Below are 21,102 nucleotides of genomic sequence, written 5' to 3' on the forward strand. Positions count from 1 at the left end.
GATGCAACTGCCGCCAACGCTGAGTTATACTGTCATCTCACCATGTAACTTAGCGTGACAGTTACCAAGGGCGGATCACAATGGTAGAACCCATAGGCGACTAAAATAGGTAACTATTTAAGTTGCTGATAGAGAAGGCTTTTAAGGCTTCTCCACAAGGGGAGAGATTTGGAGCGGGCGAAGGGAATCGAACCCTCGTATAGAGCTTGGGAAGCTCTCGTTCTACCATTGAACTACGCCCGCTTTGAGGTGCGTAAGGCATTATAGACCTTACGCTTCTGCATACAAGCCTCTTCACAGCTAACTGGCGATAATCTAATCACTTAGCACTTCGGTTTGCTGCCCTGCGCCGGAAGATAACGCTGCGGATCGATGGCCGTGGCCTTATAGCGGATCTGGAAGTGCAGCTTCACCGTATCCGTCCCGGTACTGCCCATGGTCGCGATCTTCTGCCCCGCCTTTACGTTCTGACCGTTGTTGACCAGCATCGTGTCGTTATGCGCATAGGCCGTAATGTAGTCCTCACCATGCTTAATCATGATCAGGTTGCCATAACCGCGCAGCTGATTACCGACATACACCACCTTCCCGGCTCCCGATGCGTAAACCGGCGTGCCGCGCGCAGCTGCGATATCAATGCCTTTATTGCCCCCTTCCGAGAGCGAGTACGGCGCCACCACTTTTCCGCTGGCAGGCCAGATCCAGCAGCGCTGACCGACCGGCGGCCAGGAGGATTTTGGTACCTGGTAGGATGGTGTGACTTTGGCCGTTTTGCGCGTTGAGGATTTTTTCTCTGAAGAGGAACCGCCGTTAACCTTGAGCTTCTGCCCTATCTCAATGGTATACGGTGGAGAGATGTTATTCAGGCGCGCCAGCTCCTTCACGCTGGTCCCCGTGGCACGTGAGATGCGGTAGAGTGTGTCTCCGCGCTTAACGGTATAGACGGCACCGGAATAACTGCCCATATCCGACGATTTACTCCCCGAGCATCCGGCTACAAGTAGCGTCAGCGTCAGGCAGAAAACGGCAATGATCGGGTTTCTCGTCAGGCTTCCTGCAAACAAAACAGCTCCTCGGTCAGCGTGAATGGCGCACTATGATAGCAGCCCAAACTGATGCCGGTCATGCCCTTTTCCGCTCTGTGGGCCAAACCGTTCGCATAAGAATGCAGTATAATAATTCTGCTGATGGTGCTGAACCATTTGGCATTTTGGCACTGGAGCATCAATGAGTATTCAAGAACACGTTATTTTGGTAAATGACCAGGGAAAGGTGATTGGCACTCAGGAGAAGTACGCCGCGCACACGACACACACCCCGCTACATCTGGCTTTCTCTTCGTGGCTGTTTAACGCTAACGGAGAATGTCTGATTACCCGGCGCGCCTTAGGTAAAAAAGCCTGGCCTGGCGTGTGGACGAACTCCGTTTGCGGTCATCCACAGACCGATGAAGCGACGGAGCAGGCGATTATCCGCCGCTGCCGCTTTGAAATCGGCGCCGAAATCACCGACATCACTCCCGTTGCCCCGGCGTTCCGCTACCGCGAAGCCGACCCATCCGGGATCGTTGAAAATGAGATTTGCCCGGTCTACGCGGCCCGCGTCACGAATACCCTCGCAATCAATAGCGACGAAGTGATGGAGTATCAGTGGGTGGAGCTGGACGCGCTATTCCGCGCGCTGGATGCCACGCCGTGGGCGTTCAGTCCGTGGATGGTGCTGGAAGCGACAGCCGCGCGCGAAGAACTCAGCGCCTTCGCCGCGCAATAAAAAAGCCCCGGCGAAATACGCGCGGGGCTTTTTTTACATCTTAACGGCTTATTTCACCGGACGCATCGCCGGGAACAGGATCACGTCGCGGATGGTGTGGCTGTTGGTGAACAGCATAACCATACGGTCGATACCAATACCCAGGCCAGCCGTCGGCGGCAGGCCGTGTTCCAGCGCGGTTACGTAGTCTTCGTCGAAGAACATCGCTTCGTCGTCGCCTGCCGCTTTCGCATTAACCTGATCCTGGAAGCGCTGCGCCTGATCTTCTGCATCGTTCAGCTCGCTGAAACCGTTGCCGATTTCGCGGCCACCGATGAAGAATTCGAAGCGGTCAGTAATTTCCGGGTTCTCGTCATTACGACGCGCCAGCGGAGACACTTCCGCCGGGTATTCGGTGATGAAGGTCGGCTGAATCAGGTGCGCTTCTGCCACTTCTTCGAAGATCTCGGTCACGATACGGCCCAGACCCCAGCTCTTCTCCACCTTGATACCGATGCTTTCGGCGATCGCTTTCGCAGAGTCAAAGTTATCCAGATCCGCCATCTCGGTTTCCGGACGGTATTTCTTGATCGCTTCGCGCATGGTCAGTTTTTCGAATGGCTTGCCGAAGTCGAACACTTCTTCACCGTAAGGCACTTCGGTGGTGCCCAGAATATCCTGCGCCAGGGTGCGGAACAGGGATTCGGTCAGCTCGATCAGATCTTTGTAATCCGCATACGCCATGTAGAGTTCCATCATGGTGAACTCTGGGTTATGGCGCACAGAGATGCCTTCGTTACGGAAGTTACGGTTGATCTCAAACACGCGGTCGAAACCACCTACCACCAGACGCTTCAGGTACAGTTCCGGCGCGATACGCAGGTACATGTCGAGATCCAGGGCGTTGTGATGGGTGATGAACGGACGGGCAGATGCGCCGCCAGGGATCACCTGCATCATCGGGGTTTCCACTTCCATAAAGTCGCGGTTAACCATGAACTGGCGAATACCGGCCATGATCTGAGAGCGAATTTTGAAGGTCTTACGGGATTCATCGTTAGAGATGAGGTCCAGGTAGCGCTGACGATAGCGCGCTTCCTGATCCTGCAAACCGTGGAACTTGTCCGGCAGCGGGCGCAGGGCTTTGGTCAGCAAACGCAGCTCTGTGCAGTGGATAGACAGTTCACCGGTCTTGGTTTTGAACAGTTTACCTTTTGCGCCCAGGATATCGCCCAGGTCCCACTTCTTGAACTGCTCGTTGTAGATGCCTTCCGGCAGGTCGTCACGGGAGACGTACAGCTGAATGCGGCCGCCAACGTCCTGCAAGGTCACGAAGGACGCCTTACCCATGATACGACGGGTCATCATACGGCCAGCCACGGACACTTCAACGTTCAGCGCTTCAAGCTCTTCGTTCTCTTTACCGTCGAAGTCAGCGTGCAGTTGGTCTGAGGTGTGGTCACGACGAAAATCGTTCGGGAACGGCACGCCCTGCTCGCGCAGCGCTGCCAGCTTCTCGCGGCGGGTTTTCAGTTCGTTGTTAAGATCGACTACCGCGTCAGCGCCCTGTGCTTGTTGTTCAGACATGTTGGTTCCTCATAACCCTGCTTTCAAACTTGCTTCGATAAATTGGTCCAGGCTGCCGTCCAGCACCGCCTGCGTGTTACGGGTTTCAACCCCGGTACGCAGGTCTTTGATGCGGGAGTCATCAAGGACGTAAGAACGGATCTGGCTGCCCCAGCCGATGTCGGACTTGTTGTCTTCCATCGCCTGCTTCTCAGCATTTTTCTTCTGCATCTCCAGCTCATAAAGCTTCGCTTTCATCTGCTTCATGGCCTGGTCTTTGTTCTTATGCTGGGAACGGTCGTTCTGGCACTGTGTGACCAGCCCGGTTGGAATGTGGGTAATACGCACCGCCGATTCCGTACGGTTAACGTGCTGACCACCCGCGCCGGATGCGCGGTACACGTCAATACGCAGGTCCGCCGGGTTGATGTCGATATCGATATCTTCATCCACTTCCGGGTAGACAAACGCGGAGCTGAAGGAGGTGTGGCGACGGCCACCGGAGTCAAATGGACTCTTACGCACCAGGCGGTGAACGCCGGTTTCAGTACGCAGCCAGCCGTAGGCGTAGTCACCGATGATCTTGATGGTGACGGACTTAATGCCGGCAACTTCACCTTCAGACTCTTCGATAATCTCGGTTTTGAAACCGCGCGCTTCCGCCCAGCGCAGATACATACGCATCAGCATGCTGGCCCAGTCCTGCGCTTCGGTACCGCCAGAACCTGCCTGAATATCGAGATAGCAGTCAGCGCTGTCGTATTCGCCGGAGAACATACGACGGAATTCCAGCTGCGCCAGCTTTTCTTCCAGCACGTCGAGTTCTGCCACGGCTTCGTTAAAGGTTTCTTCGTCGTCGGCTTCGACGGCCAGCTCCAGCAGCCCAGAAACATCTTCCAGACCCTGCGACATCTGATCCAGCGTATCTACGATAGCTTCGAGGGAGGAACGCTCTTTACCCAGCGCCTGAGCGCGTTCAGGTTCGTTCCAGACGTCCGGCTGTTCCAGCTCGGCGTTTACTTCTTCGAGACGCTCTTTCTTGGCATCGTAGTCAAAGATACCCCCTAAGAACGTCAGAGCGCTCCGTGAGGTCCTGAATGCGGTTTTTTACCGGATTAATTTCAAACATGGTCTGTTTTCTTTTATGAGCTTGTCAAAATGCGGTGATAAGAGCGGGATTGTACCGAATCCACGCCCTTTTTTATAGAGATTACTGACGCTAAATTGGCCAGATATTGTCGATGATGATCTGAAGGGAGCGGTTACCGCGAAACTCGTTAATATCCAGCTTATAGGCCAGCTCAACCTCGCGCACGCCGTTGTCCGGCCAGATGGAGGTATCAACGTTAAACGCAATGCCGTCCAGCAGCGGCCCGCCGCCGACCGGTTCCACCATCACTTTGAGGTGGCGTTCGCCGACAATACGCTGTTGCAGCAAACGAAAACGCCCGTCGAAAAGCGGCTCCGGGAACATCTGCCCCCACGGGCCCGCATCGCGCAGCATCTGTGCCACGTCCATGGTCATTTCAGCCGGGGAAAGCTCACCGTCAGAAACCACTTCCCCCTGCAACAGCGACGGATCGATCCAGTCGGTGACCAGTTCGCCAAACAGACGCTGGAATTCGTCGAACTTCGCTTCTTCGAGCGACAGGCCCGCGGCCATTGCGTGGCCGCCGAACTTAATCATCAGGTTCGGATGAAGCGTGTCGAGACGCTCCAGCGCGTCGCGCATGTGCAGCCCCTGAATCGAGCGTCCGGAGCCTTTCAGCGTGCCGTCCCCGGCAGGCGCAAACGCGATCACCGGACGGTGGAAGCGCTCCTTGATGCGTGAGGCCAGAATGCCCACCACGCCCTGGTGCCATTCAGGGTGATACATCGCCAGCCCGCCCGGCAGGGTATCGCCGCTGCGCTCCAGCTTTTCGCACAGGGTCAGCGCTTCGGCCTGCATCCCCTGCTCAATCTCTTTACGGGTCTGGTTGAGCGCGTCCAGCTCGTTGGCCAGCACGCGCGCTTCGCCGATGTTGTCGCACAGCAGCAGCGCGACGCCAACGGACATATCGTCCAGCCGCCCCGCCGCGTTCAGGCGCGGGCCGAGGGCAAAGCCCAAATCGCTGGCCGCGAGCTTAAGCGGATCGCGGTTGGCAATTTCCAGCAGCGCCTTGATCCCCGGACGGCATTTACCTGCGCGAATACGGCTTAAACCTTGCCAGGTGAGAATCCGGTTATTGGTATCGAGCGGCACCACGTCCGCTACGGTTCCCAGCGCCACCAGATCGAGATATTCCGCCAGGTTCGGCACGGCTATCCCGCGCGATTCAAACCAGCCCTTATCGCGCAGCAACGTGCGCAGCGCCAGCATCAGATAAAACGCCACCCCTACCCCGGCCAGCGATTTCGACGGGAAATCACAGTCGCGCAGGTTGGGGTTAATGATGGCTTCGGCGGCCGGCAGGGTTTCTCCTGGCAGGTGGTGATCGGTGACCAGGACCGGGATCCCCAGCGCATGGGCATGATCGACCCCCGCATGAGAGGAGATCCCGTTATCCACGGTCATGATCATCTGTGCGCCACGGGCGTGGGCCTGATCGACCACTTCCGGGCTGAGGCCGTAGCCATCTTCAAACCGGTTCGGCACCAGATAAGTCACGTTATCGCAGCCCAGGGCCCGCAGGCTGAGCACGCTCAGCGCGGTGCTGGTTGCGCCGTCGGCATCGAAATCGCCCACCACGACAATCCGCGTCCCTTCACGGAACGCGTCGTAGAGCATGTCAGTCGCTTTTTCGATGCCGCTCAGCGCCTGCCAGGGCAGCATGCCTTTGACGCTGCGCTCAAGATCGCTTGCCGTTCGCACGCCACGGCTGGCATACAGCCGCTTTAGCAGCGGAGGAAGGTCGGCGGGTAAATCGGCCGTATCAACCGCTTCACGGCGGCGCAGTTTTATCGGGGCTTTCACGCGAATTACTTACCGCCCGTCTGTTTCTGATGCGCGTCGAGGAACGCTTTCATCTCTTTTGGACCCTGATAGCCCGGCACCACGTAACCGTTGCTCAGGACAATGGCTGGCGTTCCGCTCACGCCAAACTGGACGCCCAGCGCGTAGTGGTTAGCGATGTCGATATCGCAGGACGCAGGCTTCACGCCTTTGCCGTTCATCGCGTCATCAAAGGCCTTATTGCGGTCTTTCGCACACCAGATCGCCTTCATATCCTGCTCGGGCTGGCTCTGCACGCCGGCGCGTGGGAAGGCCAGGTAACGCACGGTAATGCCCAGTGCGTTGTAGTCTTTCATCTCTTCATGCAGCTTGTGGCAGTAGCCGCAGGTGATGTCGGTGAAGACGGTAATGACGTGTTTTTCCTGCGCCGCTTTGTAGACGATCATCTCTTTTTCAAGCGCGTTCAGGTTTTTCATCAGCAGCTGGTTAGTGACGTTCACCGGCTGCGCGCCGCTCACGTCGTACATTGGCCCCTGAATGATGTGCTTGCCGTCTTCGGTCACGTACAGCACGCCGCTGTTGGTCAGCACCGTTTTCATGCCAGCCACCGGCGATGGCTGGATCTCGCTGCTGGCGACGCCGAGTTTCGTCAGAGACTGTTTAATGGCGGCATCGTCCGCATGGGCAAATCCGGAAACTGAAGCTGCCAGCAGGGTGAACAGCGCTAAAGACTTTTTCATATATGATCCTGTAACAATTCGTCGGCACTCACGCGCGAGGGTGGTGCTGTTGGTGTAGCTGCCGCAGGCGTTCCGTCGCGACATGGGTGTAAATCTGCGTCGTTGAAAGATCGCTGTGTCCAAGCAACATCTGCACCACGCGTAAATCAGCGCCGTGGTTTAACAGATGCGTCGCGAAGGCGTGACGCAAAACGTGCGGCGACAGCTTTTCACTGTCAATACCCGCCAGTGTGGCGTAATGTTTAATGCGATGCCAGAACGTTTGTCGCGTCATCTGCTGCGCGCGCTGGCTCGGGAATAATACATCAATGGAAACGCCGTTCAGCAGCCACGGACGCCCGTGTTCCAGATACGTCTCCAGCCAGTAGACCGCCTCTTCACCCAGCGGCACCAGCCGTTCTTTGTTCCCTTTACCGATGACGCGCACCACGCCCTGACGCAGGCTGATATCGCTCATCGTCAGGCCAACCAGTTCGGAAACGCGCAGGCCCGTGGCATACAATAGTTCAAGCATGGCTTTATCGCGTAACTCCAGCGGAAGGTCAACTGCGGGCGACTGTAATAATCTCTCAACTTGTGCTTCGCTGAGATCTTTTGGCAGCCGCTGAGGCAGTTTAGGCGATGCCAGCAGTGCGCTGGGATCGTCCGCGCGGATCTTCTCGCGGTAAAGGTGCTGGAACAGTCGGCGCATGGCGCTCAGCAGACGCGCGGAGCTGGTGGCTTTGTACCCCCCTTCCATCCGCTCGGCCAGTAACCCTTGCAGGTCATCGCTTTGCGCGCTTTCAAGCGTCAGCCCCCGGTGCGCCAGCCACTCCACCAGCAGGGTAAGATCCCGGCGGTAGGCGCTGAGCGTATTTTCAGCGAGGTTTTTTTCCAGCCACAGCGCGTCGAGAAACTGTTCGATGAGTGCGAGATCCTTTTCCACATCAGCCCCTTTGGTTCTGCAATCCGCCCATTATGCCTGATTGCCATCGGTTTCTGGTACACTACGCGCAAAGTCATAGCAAGAATTGAGATTGTTACGCGATGAATATTGGTCTGTTCTATGGTTCCAGCACCTGCTACACCGAAATGGCGGCGGAGAAAATTCGCGACATCATTGGCCCGGAACTGGTGACGTTGCATAACCTGAAAGATGACTCGGTCGCCTTGATGGAGCAGTACGATGTGCTGATCCTGGGCATCCCAACCTGGGACTTTGGTGAGATTCAGGAAGACTGGGAAGCCATCTGGGATCGGCTCGATACGGTCAATTTCGAGGGCAAAATCATTGCGATGTACGGCATGGGCGACCAGCTGGGCTACGGGGAGTGGTTCCTCGACGCGCTCGGCATGCTGCATGACAAACTGGCGCCTAAGGGCGCGACGTTTATCGGCTACTGGCCTACGGAAGGCTATGAGTTCACCAGCCCAAAACCCGTCATTGCCGACGGCCAGCTGTTTGTCGGGCTCGCGCTGGATGAAACCAACCAGTACGATCTCAGCGACGAGCGCCTCCAGACCTGGTGCGAGCAAATTCTGGGTGAGATGGCCGAGCAGTTTAGCTGATTTATTCCTGCGTCGGCTGTTGCACGATTAGTCGGCGCAGATCCCGCCACTCCGCGGCATCCATACTGTCTGCTGCCAGCCACAGGTGCTGGCGTCGATTGTCCTCAACCCGACGCAGCCGTAGCATCATCCCGGTGTTGAGCATCCACGGCGTCCCTATCATCTCCCACTCTTTTCCCTGCCAGCGCAGGCGAGAATCCATCAGCAGCTTAATTTCACCCTGACGGGCGTTGATTCGACGCTGGCTTCGCACGCTGTCAAACACCACAAACGACAGCAACAGCAACCACAGAGGGGTGTAGCTAAGCGGCCACGGCACCAGTAACACCAATGCCGCGACCAGTCCGTGGAGCAGTAACGACATCCACTGTGAGCGCCACGAGACGCGAAGATCAGATTGCCACAGGACCACGTTCCTGATTCCGTGTTTGAATTAATTGCACCATCCGTTGCAACTCGGTGTCGGCGGGCTTGCCGTGATTCATCAGCCAGTTGAATAAATCCGGATCGTCAGACTCAAGCAGGCGGACAAACAGACGCTTATCGTCATCGCTTAAGCTGTCGTACTCATACTCAAAGAAAGGCATGATGGAGATATCAAGTTCACGCATGCCGCGACGGCACGCCCAGTGAATACGGGCCTTGTTGTTAATATCCATGTTCTGTTTCCTGCATTACGTTTGGCACAGTCGGTATCCCGCTCGGTATTCATTATTGCTTTCCGGGACACCTGGTAGTGTAACGTGTTTTTGACCGTTTCTTTACTGGAATATTGCGAACTACGAGCAGGCTTCCAGAATAATCCCTATTAAGACAGTGGATTACACTATTTTGCGTAGCGCTACGCATAACCAGGTAATGGCACGAATGGCCTGCTGAAAGCGCTTGCAATGAATACAGTCTCTTTTACCATTAGGTATTATCAAAGCGTTAAGCAATTCAGGACATCACTATGGCATTTACACCATTTTCTCCTCGCCAGCCCGCCGCCTCTGCGCGTCTGCCGCTGACGCTGATTACTCTTGATGACTGGGCACTGGCGACCCTGACCGGTGCGGACAGCGAAAAATACCTGCAAGGCCAGGTCACAGCGGACGTAGCGCAGTTGACTGAACACCAGCATCTGCTGGTCGCCCATTGCGATCCAAAAGGCAAAATGTGGAGCAACCTGCGTCTGTTCCGCCGTCAGGACGGGTTCGCCTTCATTGAGCGCCGCAGCCTGCGTGACGCCCAGCTCAAAGAGCTGAAAAAATATGCAGTCTTTTCTAAAGTCACTATCGCCCCGGACGATGAACACGTCCTGCTGGGGGTTGCGGGTTTCCAGGCGCGTGCAGCGCTGAAAAACTTGTTTGCCGAGCTACCGGATGCCGAAAAACAGCTGGTCAGCGAGGGAGCGACCTCCATTCTGTGGTTCGAGCACCCGGCGGAGCGCTTCCTGCTGGTAACAGACGTGGCAACGGCGGAACGGGTCACCGAGGCCCTTCGCGGTGAAGCACAGCTCAACAACAGCCAGCAGTGGCTGGCGCTGAACATCGAAGCGGGCCTGCCGGTGATTGACGCGGCAAACAGCGCGCAGTTTATCCCGCAGGCGACCAACATCCAGGCGCTGGGCGGTATCAGCTTTAAGAAAGGCTGCTACACCGGTCAGGAGATGGTGGCGCGGGCGAAATTCCGCGGCGCGAACAAACGTGCCCTGTGGACGCTGGCGGGCCACGCCAGCCGCGTGCCGGAAGCGGGTGAAGATCTCGAGATGAAGATGGGTGAAAACTGGCGTCGTACCGGCACCGTGTTAGCCGCCGTACAGCTCGATGATGGCCGCCTGCTGGTGCAGGTTGTCATGAATAATGATATGGAGCCCGACAGCGTATTCCGCGTGCGGGATGATGCGAACACGCTCAGCATTGAGCCACTGCCGTATTCACTGGAAGAGTGAGGCAATAGCGCCCGGTGGCGCTGCGCTTACCGGGCCTACAGATCCCGTAGGTCGGGTAAGGCGAAGCCGCCACCCGACAACAAACTACACCTGCCCCACATACAAATAAATCGCCAGGAAGTGGCACACGCTGCCGCCCAGCACAAAGCCGTGCCAGATCGCATGGTTGTACGGGATGCGCTTACAAACGTAGAAAATCACGCCCAGCGAATAGACCACACCGCCCACCGCCAGCAGCGTCACGCCCCCGACCGCAAGCTTAATGGCTAACTGATACACCACAATCAGCGAGAGCCAGCCCATTGTCAGATAGGTGACCAGCGACAGCACTTTGAACCGGTGCGCGATGGTCAGCTTAAACAGGATCCCCAGCAGCGCCAGGCTCCAGATCACAATCATCAGGCCACGCGACAGCGGTGAGTTGAGCCCCACCAGCAAAAACGGCGTGTAGGTGCCTGCAATAAGAAGATAGATAGCGCAGTGGTCAAATTTCTTGAGCCATATCTTCGCCCGCTGGTGCGGAATAGCGTGATACAGCGTTGAGGCCAGAAATAGCAGGATCATACTCCCGCCATAGAGGCTGTAGCTGGTGATGGCCATCGCGCTGGCGTTGGTATCCACCGCCTGCACCAGCAGCAATACTAAACCGACAATCCCAAACACCAGGCCAATGCCATGGCTTATACTGTTGGCTACTTCCTCAGCCAGCGAATATCCCTGTGCGATTAATGGTCTGCTCACCATACTTAACTCCGGGAAAACAAAAGATGATTATTCATCGCCAGTCTATGCTAACTGAGAATGATTCCAGTGAACACCTGTTAGCTAAAATAAATCCACAATAAAGATTTATCCTTATAATTCAATATAATGAAAAAATAATCCGCCGTACAGATGTAAATTATTTCATTAACGTCTGAGTAATCAATGAGATAAAACCGTCTCCCGCCGCCGGGCGGCATGGTATGATTCAGGAATAGTGTCCGACAGCGAGTTTAGCCATTGTGAGTATGTTCACCCATTCCGCCATTGCCAGCCTCAACAATCTGGAAATGATGGTCTACAACTACGTCATTAAGAACCGTGACAAAGTGATGTACATGACCATCCGCGAGCTGGCGGATGCGGCGGGCGTTTCCACTACCACCATCCTGCGCTTTTGCCGCAAGCTCAACTGCGATGGCTACTCTGAGTTCCGCGTGCGCTTTAAGCTCTACCTGGAGCAGAACGAGCCGCAGCAGGCAAATTTTGGCGCCAGCGAAATTATCAGCTTCTTTAAAAGCGTAAATAACGAAGAGTTCGATGCGTTATTAAATGAGGCCGTCGATATTATTTTATCCTCCGAGCGCATTATTTTCGTCGGCGCTGGCACGTCCGGATCGCTGGCAAAATATGGCGCGCGTTTCTTTTCAAATATCGGCAAATTCAGCAACCATATTGACGATCCCTATTTCCCGGTCACGAACGATATGGCTAAAAATGCGCTGGCTATTGTGCTCTCCGTCTCCGGCGAAACCGAAGAGATCTTACGCTTTGCCAGCCAGTTCAGCCTGCACCGCTGCAAGGTACTCTCCATTACCAGCCATGAACACTCTCGTCTCGCGAAGCTGGCAGACTTCAATCTCTCCTGGCACGTTCCGCAAACGCGAATCGGCGGCGTTTACGATATCACCACCCAAATTCCTGTGATCTATATTCTGGAATCATTAGGCCGCAAGCTGGCGAAGAAATTAACAGAATAAAACACCCTGTTTTTTTGATGTGACAAATTACAATTTCCGCAAATTGTTATATCGTGACATTTAATTCCGCTTTGCTAGACTCGAAATCATTAAGTCCTGAATTGAGAATAGCAAAGATGAAAAAACTCACCTTACCGAAAGATTTTTTATGGGGCGGCGCGGTGGCGGCGCACCAGGTTGAAGGCGGCTGGAACAAAGGCGGCAAAGGCCCCAGCATCTGCGACGTCCTCACCGGCGGCGCCCACGGCGTTCCGCGTGAAATCACTCAGGAAGTGATTGAAGGCAAATATTACCCGAACCACGAGGCCGTAGACTTCTACGGCCATTACAAAGAAGACATCAAGCTGTTTGCCGAGATGGGTTTCAAATGCTTCCGTACCTCCATCGCCTGGACGCGCATCTTCCCGAAAGGGGATGAAGCTCAGCCAAACGAAGAGGGGCTGAAGTTCTACGACGACATGTTCGACGAGCTGCTGAAGTACAACATCGAGCCGGTGATCACCCTCTCCCACTTTGAAATGCCGCTGCACCTCGTTCAGGAATACGGCGGCTGGACCAACCGTAAAGTGGTGGATTTCTTCGTGCGCTTCTCGGAAGTGGTGTTTGAGCGCTACAAAAATAAGGTCAAATACTGGATGACCTTTAACGAAATCAACAACCAGCGCAACTGGCGCGCGCCGCTGTTCGGCTACTGCTGCTCCGGCGTGGTGTATACCGAGCACGATAACCCCGAAGAGACCATGTACCAGGTGCTGCACCACCAGTTCGTGGCCAGCGCGCTGGCGGTGAAGGCCGCACGCCGCATTAACCCGGAGATGAAGGTCGGCTGCATGCTGGCGATGGTGGCGCTCTATCCTTACTCCTGCAAGCCAGAAGATGTGATGTTCGCCCAGGAATCCATGCGCGAGCGCTACGTCTTTACCGACGTTCAGCTGCGCGGCTACTACCCGTCTTACGTGCTGAACGAGTGGGAGCGCCGTGGCTTCTCCATCAAAATGGAAGCGGGCGACGAGCAAATCCTGCGTGAAGGCACCTGCGACTACTTAGGTTTCAGCTACTACATGACCAACGCGGTCAAAGCGGAAGGCGGCACCGGCGACGCCATTTCCGGCTTCGAGGGCAGCGTGCCGAACCCGCACGTGAAGGCGTCCGACTGGGGCTGGCAGATCGATCCTGTGGGCCTGCGCTATTCGCTGTGCGAGCTGTACGAGCGCTACCAGAAGCCGCTGTTTATCGTGGAAAATGGTTTCGGTGCCTACGACAAAGTGGAAGCAGACGGCAGCATCAACGATGATTACCGCATCGACTACCTGCGCGCCCACGTAGAAGAGATGATGAAGGCCGTGACCTGGGACGGCGTGGATCTGATGGGCTACACCCCGTGGGGCTGCATCGACTGCGTCTCCTTCACCACCGGCCAGTACAGCAAGCGCTACGGCTTTATCTACGTTAACAAGCACGACGACGGCACAGGCGACATGTCCCGCTCCCGCAAAAAGAGCTTCGAGTGGTATAAAACCGTCATTGCCAGCAACGGCGAAACGCTGTAATCGCTCGCCCTCTCTGCAACCGGAGAGGGCAAACCGCTTATCTTCCAGACACTTCTTTACAGCATTTGCGTTGCCAAAAGATGTTCGCCCGATAATATAGGCGTCCTGAATATTAGAGGCGAACATGATTAAGCGACAACGCAACGCTATCCTGCTTGTAGCCCTGGCCTGCCTGGTGGTGCTGATATGCACCGCCCAGCGGATGGCCGGGATGCACGCGCTTGTCATGAACGTCACCGCCGTAAGCCAGTCTGTCCAGCAGGGGCAGGAAAGTTCCGATGCACCGGTCACCCCGTGTGAGCTTAGCGCCAAATCGCTGATGTCGGTCCCGCCGGTGTTGTTTGAAGGCGCCCTGTTTGCCGTTACCCTGCTGCTGGCGTTGCTGGCAGCCATTCCGCCGCGCCGCGAGCGGCAGTGGCCTCCCCGCGTTATCTCCCCGCCCCGGTTACGGGTGCATCTGCGATTATGCGTCTTCCGTGAATGAGTCTTCGCCTGTCACTTCAGGTTAATTTATCATTTACGGAGAAAATTTATGTTTACTGTATTCAGGCGACTGCTGGTCTGCCTGCTTTGGCTATGGCTGCCCTTCAGCCAGGCTGCCGACAGCGGCTGGCTGCGCGCCGCCGATAATCAGCACGCCAGCGTCAGGCTGCGTGCGCAACCCGAAAGCACTGGCGAAACCCGCCTGCTGCTGGACGTCGCCCTGCAAAAAGGGTGGAAAACCTACTGGCGCTCGCCGGGCGAAGGCGGCGTCGCACCCGCCATTATCTGGCATCAACCCGTTGAGGCGATCTGGCGCTGGCCTACGCCGCAGCGTTTCGACGTCGCGGGCATCACCACGCAGGGCTATCACGGCGATGTGAGCTTTCCCATCACCCTGCGGGGCGACGTCCCGAAGATCCTGAGCGGCGTGCTGACGCTCTCCACCTGTAGCAACGTCTGTATTCTTACTGACTACCCGTTCTCGCTGAACATGACCGCATCCGCAGACGCCGGTTTTGATTATGATTTCAGTCGGGCCATGGGCACCCTTCCGCTCAGCGGCGGGTTGACCTCAACGCTTAACGCCACCTACGCCCCCGGCAAGCTGACCGTAACGGCGCAGCGTGAGGCTGGCTGGCAGGCGCCGTCGCTGTTTATCGACGGCATGGACGACGTGGATTTCGGCAAGCCGACCCTCGCCGTGCGCGGTGATTCGCTGGTGGCCACCGTGCCCGTGACGGACAGCTGGGGCGAGGCCGCGCCGAGCCTCAGCGGGAAAACGCTATCGCTGGTGCTCGCCGACAGCGGCCAGGCGCAGGAGTCCCGCGTGGAGATCCAGCCGGGCAGCGCCGCCCCCGCGTTCTCGTTAGGCTGGGTGCTGCTGATGGCGCTGGCTGGTGGCCTGATCCTCAACGTAATGCCCTGCGTGCTGCCGGTGCTGGCCATGAAGCTGGGCACGCTGATGCAAACCGAACGGCAGGCGCGCGGTCAGGTGCGCAGGCAGTTTCTTGCTTCGGTGTCCGGGATCGTGATGTCGTTCCTCGCGCTGGCGCTGATGATGACGGTTTTACGCTTAGGCAATCAGGCGCTTGGCTGGGGGATCCAGTTCCAGAATCCGTGGTTTATTGGCGCGATGGCGCTGGTGATGGTGCTTTTCAGCGCCAGCCTGCTGGGGCTGTTTGAAATCCGCCTCCCTTCCGGGGCCAGCACGTTCCTCGCCACGCGCGGAGGAAACGGTCTGGCAGGCCATTTCTGGCAGGGCGCGTTTGCGACGCTGCTGGCAACGCCCTGCACCGCGCCGTTCCTGGGCACTGCGGTATCGGTCGCGCTGGCGTCGCCGCTTCCTCTGCTGTGGGGGATCTTCCTGGCAATGGGCATCGGCATGAGCCTGCCGTGGCTGCTGGTGGCGGCCTGGCCGGCGCTGGCACAGCGGTTGCCGCGTCCGGGACGCTGGATGAACATCGTGCGCGTCGTGCTGGGGATGATGATGCTTGGCTCATCGCTGTGGCTGCTGAGCTTACTGACGGTGCATATCGGCACCCTGCCCGTTATCACGCTGGGCGTGCTCCTCATCCTTGCGCTGCTGCTGGTCACCGCCTGGCGCTACCGCTGGCAAACGGCCCTGCGCGCCGGAGCGTTTGCCATCGTCGTGGCCGGGGCGGTTGCGTTTGTTTCCGGCTCCGGCAGCGAGGGGGCCCGACGCGATCGCATTCACTGGCAGCCGCTCAGCGAGCAGGCCATCACCCAGGCGCTGGCGGAGAACAAACGGGTGTTCGTCGACGTGACCGCTGACTGGTGCGTGACCTGTAAAGCCAATAAATACAACGTGCTGCTGCGCGACGACGTACAGGATGCGCTCTCTGCCCCGGACGTCGTTGCCCTGCGCGGTGACTGGAGCCGCCCCTCCGATACCATCAGCCAGTTCTTAACCACGCGCGGCAGCGCCGCCGTACCGTTTAACCAGATTTACGGACCAGGGTTACCGCAGGGCCACGTGCTGCCCCCGCTGTTAAGCCGTGAAGCGGTGCTGAGCACCCTGTCCGATGCGAAAGGAAAATAATATGCGCACGTTTATCGCCTTACTGCTGCTCTCTTTATCGGCGTTCAGTTTTGCCGAGCCGACAGAGGACGCTTCCGATGACCAGCTGGCGGCGCTGCTGTTCAACGATCCGGCCAGCCCGCGAACCGGCGCGACGTCGCCGAAGCTCACCATCGTCTCCTTCACGGATTACAATTGCCCTTACTGCAAGCAGTTCGACCCGATGCTGGAGAAAATCGTACGTGATAATCCCGACGTGCAGCTCATCGTTAAACTGCTGCCGTTTAAGGGGCAAAGCTCGGTGAATGCCGCTAAGGCGGCGCTCTCGACGTGGCAGCAGGCGCCAGACAAATTCTGGGCGCTCCACCAGCGGCTGATGATGAAAAAAGGCTATCACGATGACGCCAGCATCGCCGCCGCGCGGGCCAAAACCGGAACGGACGGCATTAAAACGGATGATAAAACCATGGACAGCCTAAAGATGAACCTGATCCTGGCGCAGGTACTGAATATTCAGGGTACGCCGGCAACCATCATCGGTGACCAGATGGTGGCGGGCGCCATTCCTTATGACGATCTGGAGGGGCTGGTCAAAGAACAGCTGGCAAACGCCCGTGGCAGGTAAGCTTCCGCGCCTGCTGCGCGAGCTGGCCGTGTGGCTGCTGATTGGCGTAGCCGTGAGCCTGGCGGTGGATTATTTCCGCCAGCCCGCGCTGCCGCAGAACTTCGCGTCCACCACGCTGCAAACCCTCGACGGCGAGACCGTCGATCTTATCGCCATGAGTGAGGAGCGTCCGCTGCTGGTCTACGTCTGGGCGACGTGGTGCGGCGTCTGCCGCTACACCACGCCGTCGGTAGCGGCGCTGGCCGCGGACGGGGGTAACGTGATGTCGGTTGCGCTGCGCTCAGGCGATAACGCGGCGCTCGAAACATGGATGAGGAAGAAGAAGGCTGCGATGCCCACGGTCAACGACGCCAGCGGAGAGCTGGCGCGTCAGTGGGACGTTCAGGTGACGCCCACACTGGTGGTGATCTCTCACGGTGAAGTGACGTCGATCACCACCGGCTGGACCAGCAGCTGGGGGATGCGCCTGCGGCTGTGGCTGGCGTCGTAGCGTTACTTCCCGCCGGCCAGCTCCAGGAAGCTGCCGGTGACATAGGAGGCCTTGTCGCTCAGCAGCCAGGCAATGGCCTGGGCCACCTCCTCCGGCTGTCCGCCACGCTGCATGGGTAACAGAGACTTCACCCGATCCACACGCCCCGGCTCGCCGCCGGAGGCGTGAATATCGGTATAAATCAGGCCAGGCCGCACGCAGTTCACGCGAATGCCCTGCGCCGCTACCTCCAGCGCGAGGCCGGTCGTCAGGGAATCCACTGCCCCTTTGGAGGCGGCATAATCCACATATTCCCCGGGCGCGCCCAGGCGTGACGCCGCCGAAGAGACGTTCACAATCGCGCCGCCCTTGCCGCCGTGTTTATGCGACATGCGCTTTACCGCCTCACGGCAGCAGAGAAAATAGCCGGTGACGTTGGTGGCCAGCACGCGGTTAATACGCTCAGCGGAGAGGTTTTCGAGGGTGGATTGTTCAAACAGAATTCCGGCGTTGTTCACCAGCGCGGCGAGCGGCTCACCTTCGCGATCGATGCTGTCGAACATCGCCATCACCTGCGCTTCGTCGCTGATATCCGCGCGCACGGCAAAGGCCTGACCGCCCGCGTCCACGATCTGATTAATAACGTCCGTCGCAGCGGTGATGTTGTGATGAAAATTCACCGCTACGGTGTAGCCTTCGCTTGCCAGCTGTAGCGCGGTGGCTTTACCAATGCCGCGGCTGGCGCCGGTGACCAGTGCAATTGCCATTCACAACCTCCAGATAAAAAAAAGCCGGGTGGCGCTTACGCTTACCCGGCCTACAGTATGGCAAATAATTACTGGTATTCGCTCATCGGTACGCAGGAGCAGAACAGGTTACGGTCGCCGTAGACGTCATCAAGACGCTTCACGGTCGGCCAGTATTTGTTTGCCACGCCCGCCGGGAAGACGGCCAGCTCGCGGGTGTAACCGTGATTCCACTCTGCCACCAGTTCGTTCTGGGTATGCGGCGCGTTAACCAGCGGGTTATCTTCCAGCGTCCACTCTCCGCCCTTCACGCGGTCGATTTCGCTACGAATGGCCAGCATCGCGTCGATAAAGCGGTCCAGCTCCACCTTGCTTTCAGACTCGGTCGGCTCAACCATCAGCGTACCCGCCACCGGGAAGGACATGGTTGGTGCGTGGAAACCGTAGTCGATCAGGCGCTTGGCAATATCCAGCTCGCTGATGCCCGTCTCGTCCTTCAGAGGACGAATATCGAGGATGCACTCATGCGCCACGCGACCGTCGCGGCCAGTGTAGAGCACCGGATAGGCGTCCTTCAGGCGCGTTGCGATGTAGTTGGCGTTCAGGATCGCCACCTGGCTGGCCTGCTTCAGGCCTTCCGCGCCCATCATGCGGATGTACATCCAGCTGATAGGCAGGATAGAGGCGCTGCCGAACGGGGCCGCAGAGACCGCGCCCTGACGGGTCAGCATGCCTTCAATCTGCACCACGCTGTGCCCCGGCACAAACGGCGCCAGGTGCGCTTTGACGCCAATTGGCCCCATGCCTGGGCCGCCGCCGCCGTGTGGAATGCAGAACGTTTTGTGCAGGTTCAGGTGCGACACGTCCGCGCCAATGAAGCCCGGAGAGGTGATGCCCACCTGGGCGTTCATGTTCGCGCCGTCGAGGTAAACCTGACCGCCGAACTGATGCACCACTTCACACACTTCACGGATGGTCTCTTCGTACACGCCGTGGGTAGACGGGTAGGTCACCATGATGCACGAAAGTTTGTCGCCCGCCTGCCCGGCTTTCGCGCGCAGGTCGGCCAAATCGATGTTGCCGTTTTTGTCACACGCCACGACCACCACTTCCATCCCCGCCATCTGGGCAGAGGCCGGGTTGGTGCCGTGGGCGGAGCTTGGGATCAGGCAGATATCACGGTGGCCTTCATTGCGGCTTTCGTGATAGTGACGGATCGCCAGCAGACCGGCGTATTCACCCTGCGCGCCGGAGTTCGGCTGCATGCAGAGCGCGTCGTACCCGGTCAGCTTCACCAGCCAGTCGGAAAGCTGGTTGATCATCATGTGATAACCTTCCGCCTGCTCGGCCGGGCAGAACGGGTGCAGCTCGGAGAACTCAGGCCAGGTAATCGGGATCATCTCTGCCGCAGCGTTCAGCTTCATGGTGCAGGAGCCCAGCGGGATCATCGCCTGGTTCAGCGCCAGATCCTTGCGCTCCAGAGAGTGCATGTAGCGCATCATCTCGGTTTCGCTGTGGTAGCGGTTGAACACCGGGTGAGTCAGGATCGCGTCATTGCGCAGCATGCTTTCCTGAATGGAGCGGCTGTCGAGCGCGACCTCTTTGTCGAGCGTATCAATGTCCAGACCGTGTGCGTCGCCCAGCAGCACGTCAAACAGCGTTGCGATATCGTCACGCGTCGTCGATTCATCCAAGGTGATCCCTACCGCGTGATGAATGTCGCTGCGCAGGTTGATTTGCGCGGCCTCGGCGCGCGCCAGCACGGCGGCCTTGTCTGCCACGTCGACGCACAGGGTGTCGAAATAGTGCTCATGACGCAGCCTGAGGCCTTTTTGTTGCAGTCCGCAGGCCAGAATGTCGGCCAGACGGTGGATGCGGCTGGCAATACGTTTCAGCCCAGCCGGACCATGGAACACCGCGTACAGGCTGGCAATGTTTGCCAGCAGCACCTGAGAGGTACAGATGTTGGAGTTCGCTTTCTCGCGGCGGATATGCTGCTCGCGGGTCTGCATCGCCATGCGCAGCGCGGTGTTACCGGCGGCATCTTTCGATACGCCAATAATACGGCCCGGCATGGAGCGTTTAAATTCATCTTTTGCGCCAAAGAATGCAGCGTGCGGGCCGCCGTAGCCCATCGGCACGCCGAAGCGTTGCGCTGAGCCAAAGACAATGTCCGCGCCCTGTTTGCCCGGTGCGGTCAGCAGCACCAGCGCCATAAAATCAGCGGCGACGCTCACAATCACCTTACGGGATTTGAGTTCAGCGATCAGCGCGCTGTAATCATGCACTTCTCCGGTGGTGCCCACCTGCTGTAACAGCACGCCGAAGACGTCCTGGTGATCCAGCACTTTGTCAGCGTCGTCGACAATCACCTCAAAGCCGAAGGTTTCCGCACGGGTGCGCACCACGTCCAGCGTCTGGGGATGCACGTCTGCCGCTACGAAGAAGCGGTTGGCGTTTTTCAGCTTGCTCACGCGCTTCGCCATCGCCATCGCTTCGGCGGCGGCGGTGGCTTCATCCAGCAGAGAGGCGGAAGCGATATCCATGCCGGTCAGATCCAGGGTCACCTGCTGGAAGTTCAGCAGCGCTTCCAGACGGCCCTGAGAGACTTCTGGCTGATAGGGGGTATAAGCGGTGTACCAGCCCGGGTTTTCCAGCATGTTGCGCAGGATAACCGGCGGTAACTGCACGTTGGTGTAGCCCATGCCGATGTAAGACTTATAGCGCTTGTTGAGGCCGGCGATAGCCTTCAGCTCCGCCAGCGCGGCGAACTCCGTTATGGACTCGCCAACCTGCGGCGGCGTGGCAAGCTGGATGTCTTTTGGCACGATCTGGCCGATCAGTGCGTTTAATGAATCCGCGCCAACTGTCTTCAGCATCTCCTGCTGTTGCTGAGCATCCGGCCCAATGTGACGTTCAATGAAGGCGCCACGGTTTTCAAGCTGGCTTAAAGTCTGTGTCATGAGCGATGGTTCCTGAAA

The 21,102-nt window shown here is 57.8% G+C and carries 20 protein-coding genes and 1 tRNA gene; 9 read left to right on the forward strand and 12 right to left on the reverse strand.

Features of this window, described 5'->3' with window-relative positions; translation table 11 throughout:
- Positions 1-169: 169 nt before the first annotated feature.
- Together E0L16_RS03740 and actS are read right to left on the reverse strand one after the other, a co-directional pair.
- A tRNA-Gly gene (locus E0L16_RS03740) sits at positions 170-243 on the reverse strand.
- Between the two features lie 80 nt (positions 244-323).
- Positions 324-1,064 carry an amidase activator ActS gene (actS, locus tag E0L16_RS03745; RefSeq protein WP_131636354.1) on the reverse strand — a complete coding sequence of 247 codons (741 nt, stop codon included), beginning with the start codon at positions 1,062-1,064 and terminating at the stop codon, positions 324-326.
- A gap of 163 nt (positions 1,065-1,227) precedes the next feature.
- On the opposite strand from actS, the gene idi reads away from it, so the two are divergent.
- A complete protein-coding gene (idi, locus tag E0L16_RS03750) occupies positions 1,228-1,770 on the forward strand; it encodes an isopentenyl-diphosphate Delta-isomerase (RefSeq protein WP_131636355.1) in 543 nt (180 codons plus the stop codon).
- 48 nt (positions 1,771-1,818) lie between these two features.
- On the opposite strand, the gene lysS is transcribed toward idi, so the two are convergent.
- From lysS to xerD, 5 genes are all read right to left on the reverse strand, one after another.
- A complete protein-coding gene (lysS, locus tag E0L16_RS03755) occupies positions 1,819-3,336 on the reverse strand; it encodes a lysine--tRNA ligase (protein ID WP_006811868.1) in 1,518 nt (505 codons plus the stop codon).
- Positions 3,337-3,345: 9 nt separating this feature from the next.
- Positions 3,346-4,444 (reverse strand): peptide chain release factor 2 gene (gene prfB, locus E0L16_RS03760; RefSeq protein WP_102750013.1). Its coding sequence is split into 2 segments (ribosomal slippage): positions 3,346-4,368 and positions 4,370-4,444, totalling 1,098 coding nucleotides; the frame shifts between segments, so codons are not numbered across the junction.
- A 90-nt stretch (positions 4,445-4,534) separates the two neighbouring features.
- Entirely contained in the window at positions 4,535-6,268 is a 1,734-nt protein-coding gene (gene recJ / locus E0L16_RS03765) for a single-stranded-DNA-specific exonuclease RecJ (RefSeq protein WP_063867895.1), read from the reverse strand.
- A gap of 5 nt (positions 6,269-6,273) precedes the next feature.
- Positions 6,274-6,987 carry a bifunctional protein-disulfide isomerase/oxidoreductase DsbC gene (gene dsbC / locus E0L16_RS03770; RefSeq protein ID WP_063451984.1) on the reverse strand — a complete coding sequence of 238 codons (714 nt, stop codon included), beginning with the start codon at positions 6,985-6,987 and terminating at the stop codon, positions 6,274-6,276.
- 28 nt (positions 6,988-7,015) lie between these two features.
- Complete coding sequence (gene xerD / locus E0L16_RS03775) at positions 7,016-7,912, reverse strand: site-specific tyrosine recombinase XerD (protein ID WP_003863442.1); 897 nt, start codon at positions 7,910-7,912, stop codon at positions 7,016-7,018.
- Between the two features lie 101 nt (positions 7,913-8,013).
- On the opposite strand from xerD, the gene fldB reads away from it, so the two are divergent.
- Positions 8,014-8,535, forward strand: a complete 522-nt coding sequence (gene fldB / locus E0L16_RS03780; protein WP_063451986.1) for a flavodoxin FldB — start codon at positions 8,014-8,016, stop codon at positions 8,533-8,535.
- 1 nt (position 8,536) lies between these two features.
- On the opposite strand, the gene E0L16_RS03785 is transcribed toward fldB, so the two are convergent.
- Both E0L16_RS03785 and sdhE read right to left on the reverse strand, forming a co-directional pair.
- Positions 8,537-8,947, reverse strand: coding sequence for a protein YgfX (locus E0L16_RS03785; RefSeq protein ID WP_063451987.1), 411 nt, complete (start codon positions 8,945-8,947; stop codon positions 8,537-8,539).
- Positions 8,928-9,194, reverse strand: a complete 267-nt coding sequence (gene sdhE, locus E0L16_RS03790; RefSeq protein WP_003863437.1) for an FAD assembly factor SdhE — start codon at positions 9,192-9,194, stop codon at positions 8,928-8,930. The genes E0L16_RS03785 and sdhE overlap by 20 nt, the downstream gene beginning before the upstream one ends.
- A gap of 293 nt (positions 9,195-9,487) precedes the next feature.
- On the opposite strand from sdhE, the gene ygfZ reads away from it, so the two are divergent.
- Positions 9,488-10,468, forward strand: coding sequence for a tRNA-modifying protein YgfZ (gene ygfZ / locus E0L16_RS03795; RefSeq protein ID WP_112791659.1), 981 nt, complete (start codon positions 9,488-9,490; stop codon positions 10,466-10,468).
- A gap of 84 nt (positions 10,469-10,552) precedes the next feature.
- Here ygfZ and trhA read toward each other — a convergent pair whose 3' ends face one another.
- Entirely contained in the window at positions 10,553-11,212 is a 660-nt protein-coding gene (gene trhA, locus E0L16_RS03800; protein ID WP_003863433.1) for a PAQR family membrane homeostasis protein TrhA, read from the reverse strand.
- A 266-nt stretch (positions 11,213-11,478) separates the two neighbouring features.
- Here trhA and E0L16_RS03805 point away from each other — a divergent pair, with 266 nt between their 5' ends.
- The 6 genes from E0L16_RS03805 (at position 11,479) to E0L16_RS03830 (ending at position 17,396) form a co-directional block, all read left to right on the forward strand.
- Positions 11,479-12,210, forward strand: a complete 732-nt coding sequence (locus E0L16_RS03805; RefSeq protein ID WP_063867890.1) for a MurR/RpiR family transcriptional regulator — start codon at positions 11,479-11,481, stop codon at positions 12,208-12,210.
- 116 nt (positions 12,211-12,326) lie between these two features.
- The gene (gene bglA / locus E0L16_RS03810; protein WP_063867889.1) at positions 12,327-13,760 is read left to right on the forward strand and encodes a 6-phospho-beta-glucosidase BglA; all 1,434 of its coding nucleotides are present in this window, start codon (positions 12,327-12,329) and stop codon (positions 13,758-13,760) included.
- Between the two features lie 124 nt (positions 13,761-13,884).
- On the forward strand, positions 13,885-14,244 hold the full coding sequence (locus E0L16_RS03815) for a hypothetical protein (protein ID WP_063451991.1): 360 nt from the start codon (positions 13,885-13,887) through the stop codon (positions 14,242-14,244).
- Between the two features lie 48 nt (positions 14,245-14,292).
- Positions 14,293-16,302, forward strand: coding sequence for a protein-disulfide reductase DsbD family protein (locus E0L16_RS03820; protein WP_131636356.1), 2,010 nt, complete (start codon positions 14,293-14,295; stop codon positions 16,300-16,302).
- Between the two features lies 1 nt (position 16,303).
- Positions 16,304-16,906, forward strand: a complete 603-nt coding sequence (locus tag E0L16_RS03825) for a DsbA family protein (protein ID WP_131636357.1) — start codon at positions 16,304-16,306, stop codon at positions 16,904-16,906.
- A complete protein-coding gene (locus tag E0L16_RS03830; RefSeq protein WP_131636358.1) occupies positions 16,896-17,396 on the forward strand; it encodes a protein disulfide oxidoreductase in 501 nt (166 codons plus the stop codon). The genes E0L16_RS03825 and E0L16_RS03830 overlap by 11 nt, the downstream gene beginning before the upstream one ends.
- A gap of 2 nt (positions 17,397-17,398) precedes the next feature.
- Here the strand turns inward: E0L16_RS03830 and E0L16_RS03835 are convergent, their stop codons facing one another.
- Entirely contained in the window at positions 17,399-18,142 is a 744-nt protein-coding gene (locus E0L16_RS03835) for an SDR family oxidoreductase (RefSeq protein ID WP_063451995.1), read from the reverse strand.
- A gap of 68 nt (positions 18,143-18,210) precedes the next feature.
- Positions 18,211-21,084: an aminomethyl-transferring glycine dehydrogenase gene (gcvP, locus tag E0L16_RS03840; RefSeq protein ID WP_131636359.1), complete on the reverse strand. Its 2,874-nt coding sequence runs from the start codon at positions 21,082-21,084 to the stop codon at positions 18,211-18,213.
- Positions 21,085-21,102 lie beyond the last annotated feature (18 nt).

This window comes from Enterobacter quasihormaechei (assembly GCF_004331385.1).
In the GTDB taxonomy this organism is placed as follows: domain Bacteria; phylum Pseudomonadota; class Gammaproteobacteria; order Enterobacterales; family Enterobacteriaceae; genus Enterobacter; species Enterobacter quasihormaechei.